The sequence below is a fragment of the Streptomyces sp. 3-6 genome (assembly GCF_056323165.1).
Genome location: NZ_JBWHZP010000004.1, coordinates 209461 through 235606 on the forward strand (window position 1 = coordinate 209461; position 26146 = coordinate 235606).

Consider the following 26146-nt stretch of genomic DNA (forward strand, 5'->3'; position numbering starts at 1 on the left):
GCACGGGCGGCACGTCAGGCGTCCGCCCACGCCAGGGCCCGACGGACGCCTGAACCGGCGCCTACGAGGTCGCCGTCCCGGAGCCCCGGCCGCGCACGGGGGAGGCACGGTGCGGCGAGCGTCCCGTGCCCCGGGGACGGCGCGGAACCGACCGACTAGGGTGGCCTGGCGCCGACGGGGCGCAAGGAGAGGGTTCCGGGGTCCCGTGAGTCCTGTGGCGTTCCGTGAGTCCCTGGAGTCCACGGAGGCCCTGGCGTCGCTGGAGTCGCTGGAGTCGCTGAGTCCCCGCAGGCCAGGACGGAGCTGATCGGTCATGTCCCCTTCTCCGCGGTCGTGGAGCCGGGCGGTCGCCGCGCTGCGCGGCTGGCGGAGCGGGCAGTGGGCGGTGGCGGGCGGCGGCGCCCTGGTCACGGCGATCGTGGTCGGCGCGCCCACCGCCGTGGTGCCCAATCCCCTCTTCGGACGGTCGGTTCCCGTCCAGTGGTGGAACTACCCGGCCCTGGCCGTCACGGCCGTCCTCGCGGGCATCGTGCTGAGCACCTACGTGCGGCAGCCTTCGACCGCGCCGGAGCTGGGGGCCGGTGACGGCAGCCGGCTGGGCGCGGTCGGCGGGGTGCTGTCCTTCTTCGCCGTCGGCTGCCCGGTCTGCAACAAGCTCGTCCTCGTCCTGCTGGGCGCGTCCGGCGCGATGAGCTACTGGGCTCCCCTGCAGCCGCTGCTGGCCGTCGCGTCGGCCGCGCTACTGGCGGAGGCCGCCCTGCGCCGGCTGTCGTCGCAGACGGCGTGCGCCGTGCCCGCTGCCGCCGCCTGACCTGCCGCCCGGTCGCCCTCCCGTGCGACGGGGGCCGGCGGCCGGTGGTGGCGCTCCGCGTTCCCGGCGGTACCTTCTCTGCCGGGGACCCGGTATGCAGGGGCGCGAGCGGAGCGGAAGGGAGCGGCCGGCGCATGGAGGAGTTCTGGCCGGTTCCGGACGTGCTGGCGTTCCTCGGCGGACGGTGGCGCGTGGAGCGCGTCGTGCGGGACCTGGCGAGCGGTGACACCGGCGAGTTCGAGGGAACGACGGTCTTCCGGCCGGACCCGGCGGGCGGGCTGCTGCACGAGGAGGCGGGCACGTTCACCTGGCGCGGCACCCCGCGGCCCGCGGAGCGGACGCTGCGCTTCCTGCCGGGGCCGGGCGGCACCGCCGACGTGCGGTTCGCCGACGGCCGGCCGTTCCACCACCTGGACCTGACGGTCGGCCGGTACGTGGCCGACCACCCGTGCGCGGCGGACCTGTACCGAGGGGAGTTCACCGTCCGGGACGCGGACCACTGGCGCACGGTCTGGCGGGTGCGCGGCCCGGCCAAGGACCTGGAACTGAGCACCGACTACGCGCGGGCGGGCTGAACCGGCCGGGTCCCGCCCGGGTGGTCCGGGCCGACCGACCACCGGCTACGCGCGGGTGGGCTGAGCGGACACCGGGTCCAGCCGCAGGCTCCAGCGCCCCGCCCGTCCCGCGACGGTGGTAGTCGACAGGGAGCGGACGTCGATGCTCCAGTACGTGGCGGGCGGCGCCTTCAGGACGTACACCAGGGCGGCCCGGATGACGGACGGCTCGGCCACCGCGACGACCCGGCAGCCGTCGTCCGCGGGGCGGGTGTCCAGCCAGCCGCCGACCCGGGTGATGAAGTCGAGCAGGGACTCCCCGCCGTGGGCGGTGGAGCGCGGGTCGGCGAGCCAGGCGTCCACGGCCTGCGGCTCCCGCGCCATCGCCTCGCCGAGGCTCAGCCCGCGCCAGCGGCCCATGTCGCAGTCGCGCAGGGCGAGCTGGACCAGCGGTGTGTAGCCGAGGCCGTCGCCCGTGGCGCGGCTGCGCGGGTTCGGGGAGCAGTAGCGCAGGTCGGCCGCGGCGAGCGGCAGCAGTTCGTGGGCGACGCGCTGCACCTCGTGCCACCCGGCCTGGTCCAGCGGCCGGTCGTCCTGGAAACGCTCGGCGAGCAGCGAGGAGCTCCCCGCTGCGGCGACGAACGTGACCCGAAGTGCCATGCCGCGATGGTCATCCCGGCCAGGGGTCAGGTCAAGGGCCCCGTTCGGCCCGTCACCCGGCGTGACACGCGGCACACCCACCGGTGGGGACCTGCCGGACAAATACCACGAAAGCGCAGGTGAGCGCGGTGACGGGTGCCCGGGCGGCGGTCAGTCGAGAGCCAGCGCCATCCACTGGTCGGGCCGGTCCAGTGGCCGGAAGCCGAGCCGGGCGTAGACGGCGTGCGCGTCGTGGGTGGCGAGCAGGACACGCCGTACCCCGAACGCCCGCAGCTCCTCCCGGACCGCGGCGACCAGGGCGCTGCCGATGCCCTTGCCCCGGACCGAGGGGTCGACGTACACGTCGCACAGCCAGGCGAAGGTGGCCCGGTCGGTGACCACCCGGGCGTAGGCCACCTGTTCGTCCGTGGTGGCCTCGTGCACGGCGAAGTTGAGGGAGCCCTCGATCGCCGCCCGCTGCGTGGCGGGTGCGCGGCCGAGCGCCCAGTAGGCGTCGGTGGAGAGCCAGTGGTGCACGCGCTCGATGTCGATGCGGGACGGGTCGGTGGTGAGGGTGTAGCCCTCGGGCAGACGTGGGGTCGCGGTCATGGCGGAATGCTTCCACCCGGGCGGCCGTGACGTCCAGGGATCACGTTGGCGCAGGGAACGCCCCCGCCTGCTCACAGGCAGTGCGCAGACGCCGTACGCCCTCGGTGATCTCCTCGGGACCGGCCACCGCGGCGAAGCCGAGGCGGATGTGCCCGGCGGGGGGTTCGGCGCTGAAGTACGGCCGTCCCGGGGCGACGGCGACTCCCTCGCGCAGGGCGCTCGCCGTCAGCGCGGCCTCGGGGATGCCGTCGGGCAGCCGCAGCCACAGGTGGTGGCCGCCGGACGGGACGTGGGGCAGGGCGAGTTCGGGCAGGCGGCTTCGCAGCTCGGCGGTCATGGTGTCCCGCCGGGTGCGCAACGCGGCGGCCACGGACCGCAGATGGCGTGGCCAGGCGGCCGATCCGACGAGTTCCAGGGCGGCTTCCTGGAGCGGCCGGGGCACGAAGAAGGTGTCGACGACGTGGATGGCCCGGAGCCGTTGGAGCACCGGGCCGCGGGCGGCGAGGGCGCTGACCCGGAAGCTGGGCGAGGTGGCCTTGGTGAGGGAGGAGACGTGGACGACGACGCCGTCGGGGTCGTCGGCGGCCAGCGGGAGGGGCGGGGCGCCTGCGTCCTCATGGACCAGTCGGCGCACGAAGTCGTCCTCGACGACGAAGGCGCCGGCCTCGCGCGCGATGCGCAGCACCTCGGCGCGCCGGTCCGGGGCGAGCACGGCCCCGGTGGGGTTCTGGAACAGCGGCTGACAGACGAAGACACGGGCACCGCTCGCCCGGAACGCGTCCGCGAGGAGGTCCGGGCGCACTCCGTCGGCGTCCACCGGTACGGGGACCGGGCGCAGTCCGGCCGCGCGGGCGATGGCCAGCATGCCCGGGTACGTGGGCGATTCGACGAGGACGGGCGCGCCCGGCGGGGCCAGCGCGCGCAGGGCGGTGGCCAGCGCGGACTGGCCGCCGGCGGTGATCAGCACGTCCGCGGCGGTGAGGGCGCCGCCGATGGTACGGGCGAACCACTCGCGCAGGTCCGGCAGCCCTTCCACGGACGGCCGGCCCCAGGCGCCGGGCCGGCGTCCGGCCCGGGCGAGGGCGGCGGACAGGGCTCGCTCGGGCTGCAGGGAGGGGTGCAGGTAACCGCCGTTGAACTCGATCACGCCGGGCGGCGGTGCGGCGAGGGAGGCGAGGACGCCCGAGGCGTCCACCGAGCGGGGAACGAGGTCGGCGGCACCGTCGGCACTGAGGGCGACCTCCTGCCAGGAGGTGTCGCCGGCGGTGTGGACGGCCGGGCGGGGCCGGGCCCGGAACGCGCCCGCTCCGGGCCGGGTCACGACGAGGCCCTCCGCGGCCAGCCGGGCCAGTGCCCGCGAGACGGTCACCGGACTGACCCGGTAGGTCTCGACGAGGGAGCGACTCGACGGCAGTTTCTCACCGGGCGAGTAGCGGTTCAGCTCTCTTCGCAGCCGTTCCACCAGCTCACCGACGCTGCTACGCTCGTACATGAGAGCAGAGAGTAGCGCTACTGCGCCCACGCGGATAGCAGTGGGCAGTCCGGCCGGGACGTCTCGGCCTTCCGTGCGGCAGCCGACGGCCGGTCCGGAGCAGGGCACCCGCCGGCTCGGCACCCTGCAGGCCGCGCTCGGCGTCACCGCCTTCTCCCTCACCTTCCCCGCCACCGCCTGGGGCCTGGAGGGCTTCGGTCCGTGGTCGCTGGTGGCGGTGCGCAGCGTGCTGGCGGCCCTGATCGCGGGCGGATACCTCCTCGCCGCCGGGGCGCGCCTGCCCGCCCGGAGGCACTGGCCGGGGCTCGCGGTGGTCGGCGCCGGGGTCGTCCTGGGCTTCCCCCTGCTGACCACGCTGGCGCTGCGGACGTCGAGCACCGCCCACGCGGCCGTAGTGGTCGGGCTGCTGCCGCTGACCACCGCGCTGCTTGCCGCGCTACGGGGCGGCGTCCGGCCGTCGCGCACGTTCTGGGCCGCCGCGCTGGCCGGGGCCGCGGCGGTGGCGGCGTTCACCGCGGGGCAGAGCGGCGGGGCACTGGGCACCGCCGACCTGTACCTCTTCGGGGCCCTGCTGGTGTGCGCGGCCGGCTACACCGAGGGCGGCCGGCTGGCGCGAGAGATGCCCGGCGTGCGCGTGATCGGCTGGGCGCTGGTGTCGTGCCTGCCGCTGACGGTTCCGGTGGCCGCGGTGGCACTGGCGCACGAACCCGTTCAGCTCACCGCGCACAGCGTGACCGGGCTGCTGTGGGTGGCCGCCGGATCGCAGTTCCTGGGGCTGGTCCTCTGGTACCGGGGCATGGCGGCGATCGGCGTCCCGAGGGCCAGCCAACTGCAGCTGGCCCAGTCGCTGCTCACCCTCGTGTGGTCGGTCCTGCTGCTGGGTGAGCACCTGCCGGTGGCCGCCCCGCTGACCGCCGTCGCGGTGCTGGTGTGCATCGCCGTCACCCAGCGGGCCCGCGGATGAGGACCGCGGGCCGGCTCCGGGGGTGGTGTCCGGTCCGCTGCCGGGCCGCGGTCCCGGCCGTAGACTCGGGAGGACGGACCGCTGCTCCCGCACGTGGTGAGGAGACACCGATGCGCGCAACCGTGGGCGACCAGCTTGTCCAGCACGGCAGGGTGGTCGGTCAGCACGACAGGGTCGCCGAGATCGTCGAGGTGATGGGCCGGGAGGGCAACCCGCCCTACCGGGTGCGCTTCGAGGACGGGCGCGAGGCCGTGTGCTCGCCCGGGCCCGACTCCGAGATCCGGCACCGGACCCACCACCACCAGCACTAGTTCAGGCCGGGGGGTCCGCCGGCCGGCCGTAGTGGTCGGCGACCACCCGGGCCATGGCCCCCACGGGGTCGTCCGCCACCTCCCGCGCGGCGAAGTACACGTGGCCGCGCGCTTCCGGATGACGGGCGGCGAGCGTGAGGTGCCGGGACAGCTCGGCCGGGTCCTGCCAGGCAGCGGGCTGGGCCGGGTCGCCGGCCTTGTAGAGCGCCTCCCCCACGTACAGGCGGGTGCCGGAGCCGCGCACCACCTCGGCCCACCAGGGCAGCAGTTTCGCGTAGTCGGCGGCGGCGAAGCCGATGTTCCAGTACAGCTGTGGGCAGATGTAGTCGATCCAGTTCTCCCGTGCCCACCGGCGGGTGTCCGCGTACAGGTCGTCGTAGGTCTGCACGCCGGCGGTGGTGTCCGAGCCGAGGGGGTCGGTGCCGGCGTTGCGCCAGACGCCGAAGGGGCTGATGCCGAAGCGGGTGCCGGGCCGGATGTCCTTGATGCCGGCCGCCGTCTCGCGCACCAGCCGGTCGATGTTGTCCCGCCGCCAGGCCGCCCGGGTCGGGAAGCCGCCGCCGTGGGCGTCATGGGCGGCGGTGTCGTCGAAGGTCTGGCCGGCGACCGGGTACGGGTAGAAGTAGTCGTCGAAGTGGACGGCGTCCACGGGGTAGCGGCGCACCGCGTCGAGCATGGCCTCCCGGACGAAGGCGCGGACCTCGGGCAGCCCGGGGTTGTAGTAGAGCCGCCCGGCGTACGGCACGACCCAGTCCGGGTTGCGGCGGGCCGGGTGGGAGGCCACCAGGCGGCCGGGGTCGGCGTGCGGGGCGACCCGGTAGGGGTTGAACCAGGCGTGCAGTTCCAGGCCCCGGGCGTGGGCCTCCTCGACGGCGGTGCCCAGCGGGTCCCAGCCGGGGTCCCGCCCCTGGGTGCCGGTCAGGTACTGCGACCAGGGCTCGTGCGGGGAGGGCCACAGGGCGTCCGCGGTGGGCCGCACCTGGAGGATCACCGTGTTCAGCCGCCGGCGCACGGCGGTGTCCAGGTGGGCGATCAGCTCCGCCCGCTGCCGCGTGGCGCTCAGCCCCGGCGCGGACGGCCAGTCGCGGTTGCCCACGCTCGCCACCCACACCCCGCGCATCTCCCCGCCGGCGGCGCCGCCGCGTCCCGGTCCGGCGGCCGGCTGCGGCTCCGGCTGCGGCTGCGGCTGCTGACGGCCGTGCGCCGCCGACGCCTCCGGCAGCATCGTCAGCACGGACAGCGCGGCCGCCGCGAACGTCCTGCGTGACACTGGTCGCATTTCCACACCCCGAGATTCCGGCGGAACCGCCGGTCGTGGACGGTTCGTGGACGGTTCCGTGCCCCAGGATGCCCGACCCCGACGATCGATCATCGATACCTCGGAGTAACGTGCACGAACGGAGCAGGCACCGGGACCCGGCAACCTGCCACCGCCATAACGGATGAGTCGCCCAAAATCAGCGAAAGGGACGATGTGACCGACATCGAACGCGTCGGAGTGGTGGGCTGCGGCCAGATGGGCGCGGGAATCGCCGAGGTGTGCGCCCGGGCCGGCCTGGACGTCATGGTGGCCGAGACGACCGGTGAGGCGCTGGAGATCGGCCGCACCCGGCTGTTCAACTCGCTGACCAAGGCGGCCGAGCGCGGGAAGATCACCGCGGAGGAGCTGGAGGCCACACAGGCCCGGCTGACCTTCACCACGGACCTCGGCGAGTTCGCCGACCGCGACCTGGTGATCGAGGCCGTGGTGGAGAACGAGCAGGTGAAGACCGAGATCTTCCAGGTGCTCGACCAGGTCGTGACCCGCGAGGACGCGATCCTGGCGTCCAACACCTCCTCCATCCCGCTGGTGAAGCTGGCGGTCGCCACCGCCCGCCCGGACCACGTCATCGGCATCCACTTCTTCAACCCGGCGCCGGTGCAGAAGCTGGTCGAGCTGATCCCCGCGCTCACCACGTCCGAGGGCACCCTCAGCCGCGCCCAGGTCTTCACCGAGAAGGTGCTGGGCAAGCACGCCATCCGCGCCCAGGACCGCTCCGGTTTCGTGGTCAACGCGCTGCTCATCCCCTACCTGCTCTCCGCGATCCGGATGTTCGAGTCGGGTATCGCCAGCCGCGAGGACATCGACAACGGCATGGAGATGGGCTGCGCCCACCCGATGGGGCCGCTGAAGCTGTCCGACCTGATCGGACTGGACACCGTGGCCTCGGTCGCGTACTCGATGTACGAGGAGTACAAGGAGCCCCTGTACGCCGCTCCCCCGCTGCTCCAGCGGATGGTCGACGCGGGACGGCTGGGCCGGAAGACCGGGTCGGGCTTCTACACCTACGGCTGAGACCCCGAGTTCGTTCCTCGCCGCCGGCGGCCCGGCACCGGATCCTTCCGGTGCCGGGCCGTCTGCGGTTCTCCGGCGGGCCCGGCGGTTCCGGCGGTTCCGGTGGTTCTGTGGTCCACGGCGGACCCGGCGGTTCCGGCGGTTCCGGCGGTTCCGGCGCCGAGGCGAGCGCGGAATCGGCCGGGATCCGGGCCGGGAGCACGTCAGGGAGCACGTCAGGGGCCGGGCCGGGGGTCCTGGCCGAGGCGTAAGTGGTGGAGCAGGAGTAACGCCGCCGCCATCGAACCGCCCGGCACCTCGCCGTTCCCCACCAGGTCGGGGACCAGCTTCAGGGGGACCCACTCACGACGGTCCGACTCGAAGGCGTCGACGGGATGGCCGACGTACTCGCCCTCGTCCGCCCAGTAGACGTGATGCCGGGCGTCGGTGAGGCCGTTGGACGGTTCCACGGTCAGCAGGTGGTGCAGGGGGCCGGGTCGCCAGCCCGTCTCCTCCTCCAGTTCCCGTGCGGCGGCCCCGGCCACGTCCTCGCCGTCCTCCACGACGCCCGCGGGCAGTTCCCACCCCCAGCTGTCGGTGATGAAGCGGTGGCGCCAGAGCAGCAGGACCTCGTTGGCCTCGTTGACGACGGTGGCGACGGCGACGGGCCTCAGGCGTATGAGGAAGTGGTCGAGGTGACGGCCGTCCGGGAGCTCGACGTCCGCGAGGTTCACCTGGAACCAGCGGTTGGCATACACAGTTTGTTCGTACTGCTTCGTCCACTGCACGGGTTTGCCGCCTTCCGATGAGTAAGGGGCAATATCGCAGCAGAACCGGGCCGACAGGCAGGCGCACAATCGGCCGCCCGGGGAGCAGCCGACCGCGCGGCGGAAGCACGTACGGGGGCGCACGGTGGCCGGGGCGCGCCGGATCCCCGCGCCCGATCGCCCGCACCCGATCCTCCGCGCCGGATCCCCGCACCGGATCACCGGATCACCGGCCCGCGGCGGCAGCGGCAGCGGCAGCGGCAGCAACAGCAACAGCAACAGCAGGGACAACGGCGGCGCGGGCTCCGGCGTACGCCCCTCGGCCGCCGTGCGCCCTGCCGAGGCGTCGGCGACCCCGGCCGCCGGACTACAGCGGCACGCGCAGCGCCCCGTCGATGAGTTCGGCCGCCTCGTCCGTGCCCGCGCCGCCGCTGCGCACGAGGTGGTCGCGGACCGCGCGCAGACGGTCGCGCAGGCGCTGCGACTCCATGCCCCGCGCCTGTTCGGCCATCTGCACCGCGATGGCCACCGCCCGGTCGGCGTTGCCCTGCCGCAGCTCGATGGTGCTCAGGATGGCCAGCCGGTGCACGCGGCCCCGGTCGTGCGCGGGGGTGTCCACGGCCGCCGCCGCGTGCTCCCCGGCCGCCGCCAGCTCGCCGAGGCTGAGCAGGGCCTCGGCCACCTGGACGTTGACCAGGCCGGGCTGGACGTAGCCGGTCTCGTCGGGTTCGTGGCCGCGCCGGATGCGTTCGGCGGCCGCTTCGGCACGCCGGATGCAGGCCAGCGCACTGCTGCCGTCGCCGAGGTGGGCGTACGCCTTCGCCTGCATCGCGTACAGGTCGGAGGCGAGCGCGGGGGTGATGTGGGTCCCGGCGGTGCGCAGCGCCGCCTCGGCGAAGGCGACGGCCTGGCGGAACTCCCGCATGAACAGCGACTGGTTGACGAGCAGGGCGATGACGTAGGCGCCGAGTCCCCGGTCCCCGCTGGCCTTGGCGAGCCGGAGCGCCTGGTGGAAGTAGCGCTGGGCGAGGCCGTGGGCGTCGGAGTCGTAGGCGCAGATGCCGGCGATGGCCACCAACCCCCCGGTGGCGCGGTGCAGTTGGCGGCCGGTGGAGTCGGTGTAGCCGCCGCGCAGCAGGGGCGCCGCCTCGGCGTTGAGGAAGCCGACGACACGGGCGCGGGTCGCCACTCCCCCGGCCTTGCGGTACAGCTGCTCGTAGTGGGCGCGGGCGGCGCGCAGCATGGACAGGTCGCCCGCCGTGACGCGGTGCCGTCCGCCGCGGGAGACGTCCACGTCCTCGGGAGGGTTCTCCCACTCCCAGACGGGCATGACCGCCGGTGTGCCGGTGACGGCGGGGGCGCCCATGAGGTGGGGGCGCTGCTGCTGGTCGGAGCGCCACAGTGCGGTGGCGCGCTCCACGAAGCCGGACAGGGAGCCGGTGTGCGGGGCGGACGGTTCGCCGGGGACGCCGAGGCCGATGTCGTCGAGGGTGACGGGGCGCCGGAGCCGGCGGGCGAGCACCTCGCAGATCACGTCGGGCACCTGGCCGCGGGGCCGCTGGCCCTTCAACCAGCGGGCCACGGCGGTGTGTTCGTACCGCAGGGACAGTCCGCGCGCCCGGCCCGCCTGGTTGACGCGGGCGGCGAGACCCGCGTGGGAGATGCCCGCCTCGTCCAGGATCGCGTCGAGCATGGTGTTGGGCTGCATGTCGGGCCCCCCGGTGGCTCAGTGCCGGACAGAGTAGCGGTAACCGGTTCACACGGGGTGTGAACCGAGTGCGCGCATCCGCAGCGTGTGCGCGCTGTCGCGGAGAGTTTCCACCCGCTTGACTGAGGTGCCTCGAAAGAGGCCGACCGGGCCGTCGGCTCCCCCTCGTACAGTGCGACGGCCCGTTCCGCGCCGTCCGCCCAGCTGCCTGCCCGACATTTCGTGGCGGGGCGGACGGCGCACGGCTGCCCGGGGCCGCGCTCGGCGGTGCGGCACCGGGCCGCTCACGGCCCGGGACGGGTCCGGGACGCGGACGTGTCCCGGGGCGGCGGGCGGGGGCCCGCCGCGAGGTGGGACGTGGCCGGCTCGCTCGCGCGGCCGGCGGCGACGGCGGGTGGGGCGGGGCGTTCGTTGGTGAGGACGAGCAGGGCCACGTCGTCCTGGGGAGGCGTGTCGGTGTGCCGCTGCAGGGCCGCGAGGACCGTGCGCAGCACGGCCTGCGGGGTGGGCGGGGTCGCGCGGGCGGCTTCGTCGAGGACGCGGGTCAGCGGGAAGAAGCGGCCGTCGGCGTCCCGGGCGTCCTCGGCGCCGTCGGTGTGCAGCACAACGGTGGTTCCGGGCAGCAGCGGCGCGCAGGGGGTGACGGGCAGGTCGGGCGGCAGCGGGAACGGGCCGAGCGGTGGCAGCGGGTCGGCGGTGGCTAGGGGTTCGGCGCCCGTGCGGCCGAGCAGGTGGGGCCAGGGGTGTCCGCAGTTCAGGGCGCGGGTGGCGCCGTCCGGGAGGATCTCCAGCAGGAGCACGGTGACGAAGTCCTCGTCGGCCGGGTCGTCGTGGCCCGGGGCGTGGGGGGTGTCGTCGGCGGCGGTACGGATGGCGTCTCGGCGGGCCCGGGCCCGGCGGGTCATGACCCGCTCCAGCCGGCGCAGGACGCCGGCCAGTTCGCTCTCGTCGTGCGCCGCCTCGCGGAAGCAGCCGAGGACGGCCGCGGCGGCCCGGGCGGCGTGCGGGCCGTGGCCGCGCACGTCGCCGATGACGGCGCGCACGCCGTGGTCGGTGGCGACCACCTCGTAGAGGTCACCGCCGACGCGGGCCGACGTGGCGGCGGACAGCTGGATCGCCGCGACGGCCAGTCCGTCGACGTGGGGCGGGGGCGGGCGCAGCGGGACCCCCTGCGCGGCCCGGGCCGCGCGGCGGGCCTGGCGCAGTTCCCGCAGCAGGCCGTGGCGGACGTGCAGGATCATGCCGGTGCCGAGCGCGCACAGGACGGCACGGTTGACGAGCCGGGAGCCGATCCGGTCGTCGTGGACGAGCGGGCAGGTCAGCCGGTAGGTCAGCGCGGCGGCGGCCCAGGCCGTGGGGACGCCGACCGCGCGCAGCCGGTCGCCCCGGGGCCGGTCGGGGGCGCGGAACGGGCTGGACCGGCGGGGAAGACGGAGGCGGGGCGAGCGGGTGGCTGCCCGTGAGGCGGTCGGGGCGCGGCCCCGTCGGGGTGCCCCAGCCTTGAAGCGGATCATGCAGCCGGCCCCCCAGACAGGCCCCTGACAGCGCGGACCGGCCCCGTGAGGCCGGTCCGATTCTGTAGGCCGGTGCGCCGCATCCGGACGTATCACCCGCGATTGTCACCCGAATGAGTGAGGTGACCGGCGGGGAGGGAGACGGGCGAGGGGCGCACGCCGTCCCGGGGTGGATACCGGGACGACGTGCGCCCCTCGGTGCGCTGTGCGCTCGGGCGCTCGGGCGCTCGGGCGGTCAGGCGCGCAGGACCGCGCCCGTGCGCTCGCCCGCCAGCGCGACGGCCGTCTCCCGGGCCGCCGACGCCTCGTCGACGGTCAGCGTCCGGTCGGGCGCGCGGAACCGCAGGGCGTAGGCCAGGGACTTGCGGCCCTCGCCCAACTGCTCGGCGTTCTCGTAGACGTCGAACAGCCGGATGGACTCCAGCAGTTCACCGGCGCCCTCCCGCAGCGCGGCCTCCACGTCGGCGGCCGGCACGAACGCGTCGACGACGAGCGCGACGTCCTGGGTGGCGACCGGGAACGTGGAGATGGCAGGTGCCTGCGGGATGCCCTCGCCGGCCCGCTCCACGGCGTCCAGGTCCAGCTCCGCGGCGCACGTGCGCTCGGGCAGGCCCAGGGTCTTGAGCACGCCGGGGTGCAGTTCGCCGGCGTGGCCCACGACCCGCTCCGCGCCGTCGACGACCACCGCGAGCTCCGCGCAGCGGCCGGGGTGCCAGGGCCCGTACTGGCCCTTGCGGATGATCAGCTCGGCCCCCGCCTCGCGGGCGACGGTCCGGGCGGCCTCGATGGCGTCCGCCCAGTCGGCCGGGCGGCCCTTGCCCCACCAGCCGTCCCGCTCACGGGCGCCGGCGAGGACGACCGCGACGTGCCGCGGCTGCTCGGGCAGCGCGGCGTCCAGTCCGGCGAGTTCCTCGTCGGTGGGGCGACGGTCCACGGGCAGCCGGCCGGCGGTCCGCTGCTCGCCCCGCGGGTGGAAGACCAGGCCGGTCTCGAACAGCGCCAGGTCGTGCGTGCCCCGGCCGTCATTGCGCCGCAGCGCGCCGAGCAGCCCCGGCAGCAGCGAGGTCCGCAGAGCGGGCTCCTCGTCGTTGAGCGGGTTGGTCAGCCGCACCACCCGGCGGGCGGGGTCGTCGGCCGCGAGGTGCAGCTGGTCGAAGACCTGCTCGCTGACGAACGGGTAGTTCGGCGCCTCGACGTATCCGGCGCCGGCCAGGGCCCGGCCGATGCGGCGGTGCAGCCGCTGCCGGCTGCTCAGGCCGCGGCCGGCGGGCGGGCGGGGCAGGGTGGAGGGCAGGTTCTCGTAGCCCTCCAGCCGGATGACCTCTTCGGCCAGGTCGTTGGGGTCGGTGAGGTCGGGCCGCCAGGACGGCACGGTGACGATCAGTTCGTCCTGGCCGTAGACGTCGCAGCCGACCTGCTGCAGCCGCCGGACGACGGTCTCCCGGCCGTAGGCGACGCCCGCCACCTTGTCCGGGTGGTCGGCCGGGAGGGTGACGGTGTGCGGCGCGCTGGGCGCGACGACCTCGGTGACCCCGGCCTCGGCGGTGCCACCGGCCAGCAGGACCAGCAGGTCGACGGTGCGCTGCGCGGCAGCGGCGGCGGCCTGCGGGTCGACGCCGCGCTCGAAGCGGCGGGACGCCTCGGAGGACAGCCGGTGGCGCCGGGCGGTGCGGGCCACGGACACCGCGTCGAAGTGGGCGGCCTCGATGACCACGTCGGTCGACCCGGCGGCGCCGCCGTTGACGTCGGCGATCTCCGTGTCGGCGCCGCCCATGACTCCGGCGAGGCCGATGGGCCCCCGGTCGTCGGTGATCACCAGGTCCTCGGCGTCCAGGGTCCGCTCGACGCCGTCGAGGGTGGTGAGCTTCTCGCCCTGCTCCGCGCGGCGTACGCCGATGGCGCCCCGGACCTGGGAGCGGTCGTAGGCGTGCAGCGGCTGGCCGAGCTCCATCATCACGTAGTTGGTGATGTCCACGGCCAGCGAGATCGGGCGCATGCCGACCTTCTGCAGGCGGCGCTGGAGCCAGATCGGGGAGCGCGCCTCGGGGCTCAGACCGGTGACGGTGCGGGCGGTGAAGCGGTCGCAGCCGGCCGGGTCGGAGACCTTGACCGGGTGGCCGAAGGCGTTCGGGCCGGGCACGTCGAGCAGCGCCGGGTCGCGCAGCGGCAGCCCGTAGGCGGTGGCCGTCTCGCGGGCCACGCCGCGCAGGGACAGGCAGTAGCCGCGGTCCGGGGTGACGGCGATGTCGAGGACCTCGTCGACCAGTTCGAGCAGCTCGATGGCGTCCTTGCCGACCTCGGTCTCCGGGGGCAGCACGATGATGCCCTTGCTGCCGTCGTCGCCCATGCCGAGCTCGTCGCTGGAGCAGATCATGCCGTGCGAGACCTTGCCGTAGGTCTTGCGGGCGGAGATCGCGAAGCCGCCGGGCAGCACGGCGCCGGGGAGCACCACGACGACCTTGTCGCCGACGGCGAAGTTGCGGGCGCCGCAGACGATCTCCTGCGGCTCACCGGTGCCGTTGGCCGTTCCGACGTCGACGGTGCAGAAGCGGATCGGCTTCTTGAAGCCCTCCAGCTCCTCGATGGTCAGCACCTGACCGACGACGAGCGGGCCCTTGAGGTCGGCGCCGAGGTGCTCGACGGTCTCGACCTCGAGGCCCGCGGCGATCAGCTTGGCCTGTACGTCACGGCCGGTCTCGGTGGCCGGCAGGTCGACGTACTCCCGCAGCCAGGAAAGCGGGACCCGCATCAGATCTCCATCCCGAACGGCCGGGTGAACCGGACGTCACCCTCGACCATGTCTCGCATGTCCTCGACGTTGTGGCGGAACATCAGCATCCGCTCGATGCCGAACCCGAAGGCGAAGCCGCTGTACTTCTCGGGGTCGACGCCGCAGGCGGTGAGCACCCGCGGGTTGACCATGCCGCAGCCGCCCAGTTCGATCCAGCCCTCGCTGGAGCAGGTGCGGCAGGGCCGGTCGGGGTTGCCGACGGACGCGCCCTTGCAGACGTAGCAGAGCATGTCCATCTCGCCGCTGGGCTCGGTGAAGGGGAAGAAGTTCGGCCGCAGCCGGGTCTTCATGCCCTCGCCGAACAGGGACTGCACCATGTGGTCCAGCGTGCCCTTGAGGTCGGCCATGGTGAGGCCCTCGTCGACGGCGAGGAGCTCCACCTGGTGGAAGACGGGCGTGTGGGTCGCGTCCAGCTCGTCGGTGCGGTAGACGCGGCCGGGGCAGATCACGTACACCGGCAGCTCGCGGTCGAGCAGCGAGCGGATCTGCACCGGCGAGGTGTGGGTGCGCAGCACGACTCCGGACTCGGTGCCGCCCTGCGGGCCCTGCACGAAGAAGGTGTCGTGCTCGCCCCGGGCGGGGTGGTCCGGGCCGATGTTGAGGGCGTCGAAGTTGAACCACTCGGCCTCGACCTGCGGTCCCTCGGCGACCTCGTAGCCCATGGCCACGAAGATGTCCTCGATGCGCTCCGACAGGGTGGTCAGCGGGTGCCGGGCACCCGCCGCCGTCCGGTCGTGGGGCAGCGTGACGTCCACGGACTCCTCGACCAGGACGCGGGCGTCCCGCTCGGCCTCCAGCTCGGCCTGGCGGGCGGCGAGGCCCTTGTTCACGGCACCGCGCGCCTGGCCCACCCGCTTGCCGGCCTCGGCCTTGGCGTGCGGGGGCAGGGCGCCGATCTCGCGGTTGGCGAGGGCCAGCGGGGAGGCGGGGCCGGTGTGGGCGACCTTGGCCTCGTGGAGCGCGTCCAGGGAGCCCGCGGCGGCGAAGGCGGCGAGCGCCTCGTCCCGCATGCGCTCGATCTCTTCCGGTTTCAACGCCTCGACCTCGACAGGGTCGTACGACTTATTGGGTGCCGACATCTCTTCCCGTACTTCCGATTTGTCCCCCAGTTGCCACTGGGAGGTGCCCCCGGGGCTGATGGTCCCCGACACCGGCTCGTGCACGACACGTCCTGGCCCGGGGACACAAAGGTGCCAAGGGTCGAGTCTAACGGGGCGGGGATGAACGAATGCGCCCGTGGGGCCCCCGGGGCCGCCCGCGCTCTAACGCGCGCTGCGCGGCAGGTCGCGGGCGAAGGCCGGGGCCCCCACGGGCAACGTAAATCGGAACTGGGCACCGCCGGCGCGGGCCCGCCCGACCGTGATGGAGCCGCCGTGGGCCTCGACGATGCCCTTGACGATGTACAGCCCGAGCCCGGTGCCGCCGCGCTTGCTGCCCCGCCAGAAGCGGGTGAAGACGCGGTTCATGGAGTCCTCCGGGATGCCGGGGCCCTCGTCGCTCACGGTGACCGACGTGGCCGCGTGCTCGCCGTCCTCCGGTTCCCTCGGGGACGGCGCGGGTGTGATGTCGATGGTGACAGTTCCCTCGCCGTGGCGCACGGCGTTTTCCAGCAGGTTGCTGAGCACCTGGTCGATCTTGTCCGGGTCGGCCCACAGGTCGGGCAGCGGGTGCTGGACGCGCAGCAGGAACCGGTCGGCGCTCTGCCCGGCGGCCACGTACGCCTGGATGTGCCGTCCGACGGCGGCGCCGATGTCGACGGGCTGGCGGCGCACCTCCAGGCGGCCGGAGTCGATGCGGGATATGTCGAGCAGTTCGGCGATGAGCCGGGTGACCCGGTCGGCGTCCGCGTCGACGGTCTCCAGCATGAGCCGCTTCTGGTCGTCGGTGAACCGCTCCCACTTCCGGAGCAGGGTGGCGGTGAAGCCCTTGACGGAGGTGAGCGGGGAGCGGAGTTCGTGGGCGACGGTGGCGATCAGCTCGGCGTGGCTGCGCTCGGTGCGGCGGCGGGCCTCGGTGTCGCGCAGGGTGACGACCAGGCGGCGCAGCGGTCCGGTGGGCCGGGTGCGGACGTAGCGGGCGGCGACCAGGACCTCCCGGCCGCCGGGCAGCAGCAGGTTGCGTTCGGGCTGGCCGTTGCGGATGGCGAGGCCGCCGTAGGGGTCGGTGAGCTGCCACCAGTGCCGGCCTTCGAGGTCCTGTAAGGGCAGTGCGCTCTCGATGCGCCGGCCGAGGGCCTGTTCGGCGGGGAGCGCGGCGATGCGGACGGCGGCCCGGTTGAAGCAGATCACCCGTCCGTGTTCGTCGGCGACGACGAGTCCGTCGGGCAGCTGGTCGGGATCGATGCCGAGGTCGTGGAGTCCACCGGGCCGGGGGGCGGGCGGACGCGCCACCTGTCGTGCCCCCGGTGCGCTGCCCGTGCCGACGCTCATCCCCGTACCCCGCCTCTCGTCTTGCTCAGGGGCTCTCCGAGTCCGGTCACCCTACTGGTTCCCGGTGACGGAGCGGCACCCTCCGGCGGCGCGCTGCGCACGCGCCGACGCATACAGACATACGGCGGCGGCGGTGGCGAGGTTCAGACTCTCGGCCTTTCCGTGGATCGGGACGCGGACGGCGGCGTCGGTGAGGGCCCGGGTCTCCTCGGGCAGTCCCCACGCCTCGTTGCCGAAGACCCACGCGGTGGGTCCGCCCATGGTGCCGCGGTCGAGCTCGTCGTCGATGTCGCGGTCTCCGGCGCCGTCGGCGGCGAGCACCCGGATCCCGGCGGCCCGCAGTCCGCCCACGGCCTGCTCGACGGGCACGCCGACGGCGACGGGCAGGTGGAACAGCGAGCCGACGGAGGCGCGGACGGCCTTGGGGTTGTAGACGTCCACGGAGGCGTCGGTGAGGACGACGGCCTCCGCCCCGGCGGCGTCCGCGCTGCGCAGGACGGTGCCGGCGTTGCCGGGGTCGCGCACGTGGGCGAGGACGGCGACGAGCCGGGGGCGCGCGGCGAGGATCTCCTCGAAGGGGGTGTCGAGGAAGCGGCAGACGCCGACCAGGCCCTGCGGGGTGACGGTGGTGGAGATGTCGGCGACGACCTGCTCGGCGGCGAGGTGGACGCGGGCGCCGGCGTCACGGGCGGCGCCGATGATGTCGGCGTAGCGGTCGGCGGCCTCGGGGGTGGCGAAGAGTTCGGTCAGGGTGGCGGCGGTGTCCGCGCCGCGGTGTCCGGCGGCCTCCCGTACGGCCTGGGGGCCCTCGGCGAGGAACAGCCGCTCCTTGCTCCGGACGTTCCGTTTGGCCAGCCGCCGGGCGGCCAGGACCCGGGAGGAGCGGGGGGAGATCAGCTCGGGGCTGACGGAGGGCATCGTTCGTCACCTTCGTGGAGTCTCGGTCGCGGGTTCTGCGGCCCGCTCGCGCACGCCCGGCCCGCGGCGCGGCACGGGGGCTCCGTCGGCCGGGGGCGGGTGACGCGGTCCGGCCGGGAGGGCGCGGGGGTGCCCGCGGCCCGGGAGGTCCTGCCGGGGGCGGGGTGGGGCGGGCGTGCGGCCCGTCGGCCGGGCGCGCCGCCGGCGGGTTCCGCGGAACGGCTCCGGGCGGTTGCCGTGGAGCGGCTCCCGGCGGTTGCCGTGGAGCGGCTCCGGTGGGTTCCGTGGCGGGCTGCCGCCGGGCCGTCGTGCAACAGCAGGACCCGCAAGCCGGTACGGCCTGCGGGTCCTGCGGTCGTCGGCTCAGGGCCGGCGCGGCGTCACGCGGCCTTGGGCGCGTTCACGTCCGCGGGCAGGGCCTTCTGCGCGACCTCGACGAGAGCGGCGAACGCCGTCGCGTCGTTCACGGCCAGCTCGGCCAGGATCTTGCGGTCGACCTCGATGTTCGCGGCCTTCAGACCCTGGATGAAGCGGTTGTACGTGATGCCGTTGGCGCGGGCAGCGGCGTTGATGCGCTGGATCCACAGCTGGCGGAAGTCACCCTTGCGCTTCTTGCGGTCGTTGTAGTTGTAGACCAGCGAGTGGGTGACCTGCTCCTTGGCCTTGCGGTACAGGCGCGAACGCTGACCGCGGTAGCCGGAGGCCTGCTCGAGGATCGCCCGGCGCTTCTTGTGGGCGTTGACTGCCCGCTTGACGCGTGCCACTTGTTAACTCCTTGTAGCGGGGCCGTGGTCGTCGCTCACACGGCCCGAAATCGATTGGGTCCCGGTCCTGACTGTCGGACGGCGCCGGCGGGGGCGCCGACGCGTCACTTGCCGAGAAGCTTCTTGATCTTCTTGGCGTCGCCCGGGGCCATCTCGGCGTTGCCGGTGAGGCGACGCGTCACACGGGACGACTTGTGCTCGAGCAGGTGGCGCTTGCCGGCGCGCTCGCGGAGCACCTTGCCGGAGCCGGTGACCTTGAAGCGCTTGCTGGCACCGCTGTGCGACTTGTTCTTCGGCATAGCGCCGTTCTCTCCTCGTCGGTGGCGCTCCGATGCCCGGTCACGAAAACCGGGCACGGTGGAGCGTCGTTCTTGTTTCGGTTGCTTCCTGGGGCTCGCGCCCCGGGGAGTCACGCCTCGGCAGGCTCCTCGGCCACGTCGGCAGCCCCGTTCTCCGCGGCGTTCTGCGACTTGCCGGGGTTGGCCTTCGCGTCTGCCTTGCGGGCTTCCTGCGCCTGGCGGGCCTCGGCCATCGCCTCGGTCTTCTTCTTGTGCGGACCGAGAACCATGATCATGTTGCGGCCGTCCTGCTTCGGGTTCGACTCCACGAACCCGAGGTCGGCCACGTCCTCCGCGAGACGCTGCAGCAGCCGGTAGCCGAGTTCCGGCCGGGACTGCTCGCGACCACGGAACATGATCGTGATCTTGACCTTGTCGCCCTGCTTGAGGAACCGGACGACGTGACCCTTCTTGGTGTCGTAGTCGTGCGGGTCGATCTTCGGCCGGAGCTTCATCTCCTTGATGACCGTGTGCGCCTGGTTCTTGCGCGCCTCACGGGCCTTCATGGCCGACTCGTACTTGAACTTCCCGTAGTCCATGAGCTTGCACACGGGCGGACGGGCGTTCGCCGCGACCTCGACCAGGTCCAGGTCGTACTCCTGCGCAAGCTCCAGTGCCTTGGCCAGCGGGACGATGCCCACCTGCTCGCCACTGGGACCGACAAGTCGCACCTCGGGAACGCGAATCCGGTCGTTGATGCGGGGCTCGGCGCTGATGGATCCTCCTCGGTAGCACCACACGGCGGTCTGGCGGACAGCCGCGTAACGTCTGTGTTCTCGTAAGACCTAACCGCGCCGAAGCAACAAAAATGCCCCGGACGATCACAGGCGGGGTTCCTCGAACTACCGGAACACCGTCGCGGAGATCGCGGGGCGCACTCTCGGGCGGTTCGCCGTGGAGCGGCACCGCCTGACCGGTGACCCGCCGCCCTGAGGGCGGAAGGTGGGAGTTCGAAGCCTCCACTTGTGGGCCGGGCTCGTGCACCTGGAGGCATACGGGTCCGACCGGTCGTTGCACAAGGTTAGCAGCTCCCGGAACCTGGTGCTAACCACCGCGGCCCCGGCCTCCGCCCCGGTTCCCGCAGCGGCTCCTGCCGTCGGGCGGTCCCGGGGCAGCGCCTATCGTGAGGGCATGAGTGAGACCCCCGCCTCGGACACCCCCGAGACCACCGACGGCCCCGACGCCCCCGGCGGCCCGGACGGCCCGGACAGCCCGGATTTCGACGCCATGGCCCGTGACATCGCCGAGGTCCCGGCGGTCGAGGTGATCGTGACGGTCGCCGTGAACCTGATGAGCGCCGCCGCCGTGAAGCTGGGGCTGACCGAGGAGGGCGACCAGCACAAGGACCTGGACGAGGCCCGCAAGCTGGTCCACGCCCTGGCCGGGCTGCTGGACGCGTCCACCACGGAGATCAGTTCCTTCCACGCGGCGCCGCTGCGCGACGGGCTGAAGTCCCTGCAGCTGGCGTTCCGCGAGGCCTCGCTCGTCCCGGACGAGCCGGGCAAGGGGCCGGGCGAGAAGTACACGGGACCGCTCTACAGCTGACCCCCAGCCACCGCGCCCCGGAGGGTGCGCCGGGGCCCGGCCCGGACGTCCGGACCGGGCGTCCCCCTCGCGTTCCCCGGCTTCCCTGATCTCCGTGCCGTTTCCGGACACCGCTCGATCCCGCTTCCGTGACCGGGGGCGGGATCTTCGGTTTCGGGCCCGTACGCGCCTGGACGCCAGGCCCCCGCCCGCTGCCACGTCCGAGGTCCTGGCCCGGTACCGGTCCGGGTCCTGACCCGGTGCCGAACCGGGGTCCTGGACCCGGCCCTCTCGGTCCCCGGCCCTCCGGGCCGCGGCCCTTCCGGGTCGCGGTACTTCCAGGTCGCGGTACTTCCAGATCGCGGTGCTTCCCGGTATCCGGCCCGCCCCTGTCAGGCCCGGACGTACAGGGGCTCGCCCGGCGGCGTCGCTCCGGCCGGCAGCACGGCCAGGTCGAGGCCGCGCACCAGGCGGGCCCTGAGTGTCTCGTCCGCCGCGAGCCGCTGCGCCACCTCTCGTGCGGCCTCGGCGACGGACGCGGCCGGGTCGAGGACGAGGGCGAGGGTGCCGTCCGCCTGTCCCGGGCCGAGGTGGGCACACAGGACGGCGGGCTCGGCGGCGACGGCCGCCCGGACGGCCTCGGTGACCGCGGGGTCGGCGAGCGGGTCGGTCGTCGTGCGCCCCTCGGCGAGCGCGAGCAGCGCGTGGCCGGTCAGTTCGAACGGCACCGGCCCGGCCACGTCGAGGACGACGGTGTCGGCCTTCTCGTGGGCGGCGGCCTGGAGCGCCTGGTGCAGCGGGACGGCGACGGGGCGGGCCTCCGGGTCCCAGCGGGCGAGCGAGTCGGTGGAGGTGAAGGCGGGCAGCGCGGTGCGGTTCCCGGCCTTGAGGGTGGGGACCGCCATGTCGCTGGTCTTCTCGCGGCGCAGCCCGTTCTCGTCCTCCTCGACCTCGCCGAGGAGGGCCACGACGGGCACCAGCAGGCGGGTGCCCTTGAGCGCCTCCAGCACGGGGCCGACGGCCTCGCGGTCCTCGGCCCAGGCGGCGAGCGCCGCGCTCAGCCGGGGGTCGGCGGAGCCGTCGTCGTCGCGGTAGCCGGGGTCGGGAATGTTCTTGTTCGCCACGGTCACCGACCTTATCGGCCGCGCGGGACGGGCTCCGCGGCGGGCGGTGCCGGTTCCGCGGGGCCACGCGACCCGCGCCATGTGGTGGGTGCGGGTGGACCAGGTGCCAGGGGGGAAGGGGGAAGGACGTGGCGGACGACCGGGGACGACCGGGGACGACCGGGGACGACCGGGGGCGGGCGGTGAGTGCGGTGAGGCCGGAGGCGGCGGGGGACGGCGTTCGGCCGGTGGTCCCCGTGGGGGTGACCGGGGCCCCGCCGGGGGGTGGGAGTGACGGGCGGGACGCGGTGGGCCCGGCGCGGGTGTCGGTCGCCGCCCTGGACCCGGTGACCGGGGAGGGCGTGCGCTCCGGGGACGGGGTGTTCGTCACGGCGAGCGTGGTGAAGGCCGACATCCTCGCGGCCCTGCTGCTGCGGGCGCGGGACACCGGACGCGGACTCACCGCCGAGCAGTGGTCCCGGGCGGCGGCGATGATCGTGCGCAGCGACAACGGGGCGGCGTCGGCCCTGTGGCGGACGATCGGCTCGGCGGCCGGGCTGGACGCGGCCAACGCCCGCCTGGGGCTCACGGAGACGGTGGGCGGCGCCGGCGGGTACTGGGGACTGACCCGGACGACGGCGGCGGACCGGCTGGTCCTGCTGCGGGAGTTGCTCGGGCGGGACGGCGAGGCGGGGCGGGGCCTGCTGGACGAGGAGGCGCGGGCCGGTGCGCGCCGGCTGATGGCGGAGGTGGTCCCCGAGCAGGCGTGGGGGGTGCCGGTGGTGGCGGACGGATCCGCGTGGGCGGTGAAGAACGGCTGGATGCCGCGGGACGCGACCGGTCTGTGGGTGGTGCACAGCATCGGCCGTGTCACCTCGGGGGGACGCGAGGTGCTGCTGGCGGTGCTGTCGGACGGCAACGCGTCGTGGGCGGAGGGCGTCGCCCGGGTGGAGGCCGCGGCGCGCGCGGCGGTGACGGCCCTGCGGGCCACGGCGACGGGCGGGCGGGGGCAGGCCGTGGAGGGCGAGGCGGGGCGGGGCCTGCTGGACGACGGCCGGTGAGCCGCCCCCGGCCGGGCAGGCGGAGGGAGGGGCGGGCCGTCCGGGCAGTGCGCGCGGACCGGCTGGGGCGTCCGGACGTCCGAGAGCTCCAGACCGGGTCCCGTCGGGAAGGCGGAAGGCCGGCCGGTGGGCCGGTGGGCCGGGCCCCGCCCGGTCGGGGTACCCGGATCTGCTCAGTGGGTCCGGGCGGGCTCAGTGGGTCCGGGTCGGCTCAGTGGGTCCGGGTCGGCTCAGTGGGTCCGGGCCGGCTCAGTGGGGATCGGGGTCCGGGCGTCGGCCGCGCCAGAGGACGACGGCGCTCACCAGGAGCACCGCGCCCGCGCCGCCGGCCAGCGGGGCCGCCCATGCGGTGGCGCCCTCGTCGGAGGCAGCGCCGTCCGGGCCGGAGCCGAAGTACCGCTCACCGTGGGACGCGGGCTTCAGTCCCTCGGGCGTGAGGCGTTCCGCCGCCCGCAGCGCGGCGGCCGGGTCGACGAAGCCGAAGCCCCGGGAGTCGTCGCGGCCGCCGGAGGGGGCGTCGCGGGCGGTGTCCGCGAGGAGGGTCTTGAGCTGGGCCGGGGTCAGGTCGGGGTGGGCGGAGCGCAGCAGGGCGACGGCGCCGGAGACGAAGGCGGCGGCGGCGCTGGTGCCCCAGCCCTCGTAGTACTTGCGGTCGGGGTCGGCGATGATCACGTCGACGCCGGGGGCGCTGACCGTGGCGTACCAGCGGCGGGTGGAGAAGGCGGCACGGGTGCCGTAGCGGTCGACGGCGGTGGCGGTGATCACGCCGGGGTAGGCGGCGGGGTAGGAGACCCGGTCGCCCTTCTCGCCGCCGTTGCCGGCCGAGGCGACCACGGCGACGCCCTTGCTCAGGGCGTACTGGATGGCCTCGTCCTCGCCGGAGTCGGCGTGCGCGGAGGCGGAGTCGTCGCCGAGGGAGAGGTTGATGACGTCGGCCCCGCGGTCGGCGGCCCAGCGGATGCCCTCGGCGAGGGCGCTGCCGCGGGTGCTGCGGGCCTTGGACCGGGACGGGTCGCCGTCCTCCAGGATGACGCGGACGGGGAGGATGCGGGCCTCGGGCGCGACGCCCATGACGCCCTCGGTGTTGCCGGGGCCGTGGCCGTGCCCGGCGATGATCCCGGCCATGGCGGTGCCGTGACGGGCCCAGGCGCGGTCGCCGCGGCGGGCGCCGAAGCCGACGAGGTCCTTGCCGGGGTCCACGTTGCCGGCCAGGTCGGGGTGGTCGGCGTCCACGCCGGTGTCCAGCACGGCGACGGTGACGCCGGCGCCCTTGGTGGTCTGCCACGCCTGCTGGGTGTTCATCGCCTCCAGGCCCCACTGTCGGGCGCGGATGCCGTCGGCCCGCGCCGGGGCGGCCGTCAGCAGGGTGAGGGCGGTGGTCAGCAGGACGGCGAGGGCGGCGGTGCGGCGCCGGGGAACGGTGAACGGGTTCATGACGGTCGCTCCGTGGCCGTGCGGACGTGCCCCCGCAGGCCGCGTTCGACGCGGTCGGCGAGGCCCTTCGCCTCGTGGCCCAGGCCGGCCTGGGCGACCGGGCCGGTGGCGCCGGACTCCGTGGCCTGCTCGGCGGGCTGCGGTGCGGCGACGGTGCGGCCGTCGGCCCAGCCGGAGACCGCGTAGACGACGACGGGGGCGTCGGTGAGCACGGAGACCGTCCAGGCCGCCCGCTGCCGGGCGCCGAAGTCCTCGGCCGCGGTGCCCTTCGCCGCGTACGGCAGGGGCATCAGGTCGGCGCGGCGGTCGAGGTCCTCCCGGTCGAAGCGGGCGGCGAGGGACGTCATGCCCGCGGGGTCGGCCGTGGTGAACAGCAGCCCGACCGTGGTGACGTGGCTCTGGGTGGCGTCGGTGTAGGTGGCCCGCAGCAGGCGTTCGCAGCCGACGGGGCCGAGGACCTTGCTCAGCAGCGGGTCGAAGGCGCCTTTGCAGCCGCTGTCGGGGGCCACCGCGATCCGGGTCCAGGTGCGGTCGGCGTCGCCGGGGCCCGCTCCCTCGCCTTCGAGGGTGGGCGGGAACAGTTCGTCGACCGGGACGCTGTGCCAGAGGGAGGCGGCGGAGGCGAACCCGCCGTGCCGGTCGCTGTCGGCGGGATCGCCGGTGAGCCAACTGCCCGTGGCGGCGCCGCCGATGAGTCCGACGCCCAGGACGAGGCAGACGGCGGCGGCGACGGCCTGCGGCCGGGGCCGTCGTCCGAGGAGCCGGGGCCGTGCCTGCCCGTCGTAGCCCTCCGGCTGCCCGAACGACACCACCGGCCGTTCGGCGGGCGGGGTGCCGGGGGGTGTCGGGGCGCTCCAGGACCGGGCCGGGTCGGGGAAGCCGTACGGCGCGCGGCCCGGCCCGGCGGGGCGGGCGTCCGGGTGGCCGGGAGCGCGGTGGGGCCCGTCCGTGCGGTCCTCGGTGCGGGGGGTGCCGGGACCTGCGGGCCGGGGGGCGGGTGCCGGGGCCGGTCCGGTGGGGACGGGGCGCAGGCGGGTGGTCGTCTCCGACGGCCTCTCGGCCGGAGCGCCGGGACGGGGGCCGGTGGACCGCTCCCCCATGCGGTCGGCGGGCCGCCGCGGGCGGTCGGCGGGTTCCGCCGGACGGTGCACGGGATCCGCCGGGCGATGCGCGGGTTCCGCCGGACGGTGCACGGGATCCGCCGGGCGGTGGGACGGCCGGGGCGGGACGACGGACGGGGCCCGGTCGGCGCGGCGGGTGCCGTCGCCGCTGTCCGGCTCGCGGGCGGGGGGCACGGGGGTGCGGAGGTCGCCGACGGTCGGCGGGGCGTCCGGGAAGCGGGCGGAGGCACGCGGCGGGGGCGGCGTGGCGGGGGCGCCCCCGCCGGACGGCGCGGCGGGGCCGGTGTGCGGGGTGCGGGAGCCGGTGCGGGTGTCGGACGCGGAGGTGGGGTCCGTGGCGGTGCCGGTGTCGCCGGGCACCGAGGCGACCGGCCGTTCGCCGGGGGTGCGGGGGGCCAAGGGGCCGCCGGTAGGCGGGGCGTCCGGGGAGCCGGCCGTCGTGGCGGCCGGGGCGGGGGCGGGCGCGCCGGGGGCCGGACGGTCCGCGGGGCCGGAGGCCGGCGGAGCGGCGGGGGGCGGAGCGGCGGCGGCCGGGGGGCCGGCGGGGCGGCGGGGGGCGAAGGCGCCGGCGCCGCCCGAGGTCAGGCCGCGGCCACCGGTGCCGGGCCGGGACGCGTCACCGGACGCGCCGGGCGCGGTACGGCCCTCCTCGGTTCGAGGGGGGTGGGACGGGCGCGGGGGCGCCGCCGGAGCGGGCGGTGGGGTCGTGGGGCGCTGGGGGTGGGAGGCGCGCGGTGCTTCCGTGCTCATGCACCCCCCTGATTCCTCGTGCTCGCGTCCTCGTCGCGGGCCGGTGTCCGGCTGCCGGACCCGCCACGGAGTCGTCCCGGGCAGAGATACCCGCACGGGTGAGGTGTCATCCCGGCGCGGCCCGGGCCCGGTGTCCTCCGTCCGGGCGTGCGCGTCACTCTACGGCGTGATCCGGGTCGGGCGGGAACCAGTCCGCGCAGCCGCGGCATCTGCCCGGAACGTCCCCCTAC

24 protein-coding genes are annotated in these 26146 nt (G+C 75.0%); 7 read left to right on the forward strand and 17 right to left on the reverse strand.

The window, feature by feature from the left end; all coding sequences use genetic code 11:
* Positions 1–313: 313 nt before the first annotated feature.
* Positions 314–811 carry a hypothetical protein gene (locus AC02VZ_RS08540; protein ID WP_432056099.1) on the forward strand — a complete coding sequence of 166 codons (498 nt, stop codon included), beginning with the start codon at positions 314–316 and terminating at the stop codon, positions 809–811.
* Between the two features lie 134 nt (positions 812–945).
* Complete coding sequence (locus AC02VZ_RS08545; RefSeq protein WP_432056098.1) at positions 946–1386, forward strand: DUF6314 family protein; 441 nt, start codon at positions 946–948, stop codon at positions 1384–1386.
* A gap of 45 nt (positions 1387–1431) precedes the next feature.
* Here AC02VZ_RS08545 and AC02VZ_RS08550 read toward each other — a convergent pair whose 3' ends face one another.
* From AC02VZ_RS08550 to AC02VZ_RS08560, 3 genes are all read right to left on the reverse strand, one after another.
* The gene (locus AC02VZ_RS08550; RefSeq protein ID WP_432056097.1) at positions 1432–2025 is read right to left on the reverse strand and encodes a histidine phosphatase family protein; all 594 of its coding nucleotides are present in this window, start codon (positions 2023–2025) and stop codon (positions 1432–1434) included.
* A gap of 150 nt (positions 2026–2175) precedes the next feature.
* The gene (locus AC02VZ_RS08555) at positions 2176–2613 is read right to left on the reverse strand and encodes a GNAT family N-acetyltransferase (protein WP_432056096.1); all 438 of its coding nucleotides are present in this window, start codon (positions 2611–2613) and stop codon (positions 2176–2178) included.
* A 40-nt stretch (positions 2614–2653) separates the two neighbouring features.
* A complete protein-coding gene (locus tag AC02VZ_RS08560) occupies positions 2654–4105 on the reverse strand; it encodes an aminotransferase-like domain-containing protein (protein WP_432056095.1) in 1452 nt (483 codons plus the stop codon).
* On the opposite strand from AC02VZ_RS08560, the gene AC02VZ_RS08565 reads away from it, so the two are divergent.
* Together AC02VZ_RS08565 and AC02VZ_RS08570 are read left to right on the forward strand one after the other, a co-directional pair.
* On the forward strand, positions 4104–5069 hold the full coding sequence (locus AC02VZ_RS08565; RefSeq protein ID WP_432056094.1) for a DMT family transporter: 966 nt from the start codon (positions 4104–4106) through the stop codon (positions 5067–5069). The two genes, AC02VZ_RS08560 and AC02VZ_RS08565, sit on opposite strands and share 2 nt — an antisense overlap.
* A gap of 110 nt (positions 5070–5179) precedes the next feature.
* Entirely contained in the window at positions 5180–5380 is a 201-nt protein-coding gene (locus tag AC02VZ_RS08570) for a DUF1918 domain-containing protein (RefSeq protein WP_432056093.1), read from the forward strand.
* A 1-nt stretch (position 5381) separates the two neighbouring features.
* Here the strand turns inward: AC02VZ_RS08570 and AC02VZ_RS08575 are convergent, their stop codons facing one another.
* Entirely contained in the window at positions 5382–6659 is a 1278-nt protein-coding gene (locus tag AC02VZ_RS08575; RefSeq protein WP_476475001.1) for a glycoside hydrolase family 10-like protein, read from the reverse strand.
* A 195-nt stretch (positions 6660–6854) separates the two neighbouring features.
* On the opposite strand from AC02VZ_RS08575, the gene AC02VZ_RS08580 reads away from it, so the two are divergent.
* Positions 6855–7715, forward strand: coding sequence for a 3-hydroxybutyryl-CoA dehydrogenase (locus AC02VZ_RS08580; protein ID WP_432056091.1), 861 nt, complete (start codon positions 6855–6857; stop codon positions 7713–7715).
* Positions 7716–7930: 215 nt separating this feature from the next.
* On the opposite strand, the gene AC02VZ_RS08585 is transcribed toward AC02VZ_RS08580, so the two are convergent.
* The 10 genes from AC02VZ_RS08585 to infC form a co-directional block, all read right to left on the reverse strand.
* Complete coding sequence (locus AC02VZ_RS08585; protein WP_476475002.1) at positions 7931–8482, reverse strand: NUDIX hydrolase; 552 nt, start codon at positions 8480–8482, stop codon at positions 7931–7933.
* A gap of 346 nt (positions 8483–8828) precedes the next feature.
* Complete coding sequence (locus AC02VZ_RS08590; protein ID WP_432056089.1) at positions 8829–10169, reverse strand: NsdA family TPR-like regulatory protein; 1341 nt, start codon at positions 10167–10169, stop codon at positions 8829–8831.
* A gap of 284 nt (positions 10170–10453) precedes the next feature.
* A complete protein-coding gene (locus AC02VZ_RS08595) occupies positions 10454–11683 on the reverse strand; it encodes a PP2C family protein-serine/threonine phosphatase (RefSeq protein ID WP_476475003.1) in 1230 nt (409 codons plus the stop codon).
* Positions 11684–11918: 235 nt separating this feature from the next.
* Complete coding sequence (pheT, locus tag AC02VZ_RS08600; protein ID WP_432056087.1) at positions 11919–14432, reverse strand: phenylalanine--tRNA ligase subunit beta; 2514 nt, start codon at positions 14430–14432, stop codon at positions 11919–11921.
* Positions 14432–15553 (reverse strand): phenylalanine--tRNA ligase subunit alpha, encoded by a 1122-nt coding sequence (gene pheS, locus AC02VZ_RS08605; RefSeq protein WP_476475004.1) that lies wholly within the window; start codon positions 15551–15553, stop codon positions 14432–14434. Before pheS ends, pheT begins: the two co-directional genes overlap by 1 nt.
* Positions 15554–15736: 183 nt before the next feature.
* Positions 15737–16903 carry a sensor histidine kinase gene (locus AC02VZ_RS08610; RefSeq protein ID WP_432056085.1) on the reverse strand — a complete coding sequence of 389 codons (1167 nt, stop codon included), beginning with the start codon at positions 16901–16903 and terminating at the stop codon, positions 15737–15739.
* A gap of 51 nt (positions 16904–16954) precedes the next feature.
* Positions 16955–17821 (reverse strand): TrmH family RNA methyltransferase, encoded by an 867-nt coding sequence (locus AC02VZ_RS08615; protein WP_432056084.1) that lies wholly within the window; start codon positions 17819–17821, stop codon positions 16955–16957.
* A 380-nt stretch (positions 17822–18201) separates the two neighbouring features.
* The gene (gene rplT / locus AC02VZ_RS08620; protein ID WP_033531708.1) at positions 18202–18585 is read right to left on the reverse strand and encodes a 50S ribosomal protein L20; all 384 of its coding nucleotides are present in this window, start codon (positions 18583–18585) and stop codon (positions 18202–18204) included.
* Between the two features lie 104 nt (positions 18586–18689).
* On the reverse strand, positions 18690–18884 hold the full coding sequence (gene rpmI / locus AC02VZ_RS08625; protein WP_015661694.1) for a 50S ribosomal protein L35: 195 nt from the start codon (positions 18882–18884) through the stop codon (positions 18690–18692).
* A gap of 110 nt (positions 18885–18994) precedes the next feature.
* Positions 18995–19639: a translation initiation factor IF-3 gene (gene infC / locus AC02VZ_RS08630; protein WP_432056139.1), complete on the reverse strand. Its 645-nt coding sequence runs from the start codon at positions 19637–19639 to the stop codon at positions 18995–18997.
* Positions 19640–20054: 415 nt separating this feature from the next.
* Between infC and AC02VZ_RS08635 the strand changes: the two genes are divergently transcribed.
* Positions 20055–20468: a DUF1844 domain-containing protein gene (locus tag AC02VZ_RS08635; protein ID WP_476475005.1), complete on the forward strand. Its 414-nt coding sequence runs from the start codon at positions 20055–20057 to the stop codon at positions 20466–20468.
* A gap of 371 nt (positions 20469–20839) precedes the next feature.
* On the opposite strand, the gene AC02VZ_RS08640 is transcribed toward AC02VZ_RS08635, so the two are convergent.
* The gene (locus AC02VZ_RS08640; protein WP_432056082.1) at positions 20840–21571 is read right to left on the reverse strand and encodes an SseB family protein; all 732 of its coding nucleotides are present in this window, start codon (positions 21569–21571) and stop codon (positions 20840–20842) included.
* Positions 21572–21873: 302 nt separating this feature from the next.
* Here AC02VZ_RS08640 and AC02VZ_RS08645 point away from each other — a divergent pair, with 302 nt between their 5' ends.
* Entirely contained in the window at positions 21874–22611 is a 738-nt protein-coding gene (locus tag AC02VZ_RS08645) for a serine hydrolase (protein ID WP_476475006.1), read from the forward strand.
* A gap of 249 nt (positions 22612–22860) precedes the next feature.
* Here AC02VZ_RS08645 and mycP read toward each other — a convergent pair whose 3' ends face one another.
* Together mycP and AC02VZ_RS08655 are read right to left on the reverse strand one after the other, a co-directional pair.
* A complete protein-coding gene (gene mycP / locus AC02VZ_RS08650) occupies positions 22861–24045 on the reverse strand; it encodes a type VII secretion-associated serine protease mycosin (RefSeq protein WP_476475007.1) in 1185 nt (394 codons plus the stop codon).
* Entirely contained in the window at positions 24042–25565 is a 1524-nt protein-coding gene (locus AC02VZ_RS08655) for a hypothetical protein (protein WP_476475008.1), read from the reverse strand. The genes mycP and AC02VZ_RS08655 overlap by 4 nt, the downstream gene beginning before the upstream one ends.
* Positions 25566–26146: the final 581 nt, after the last annotated feature.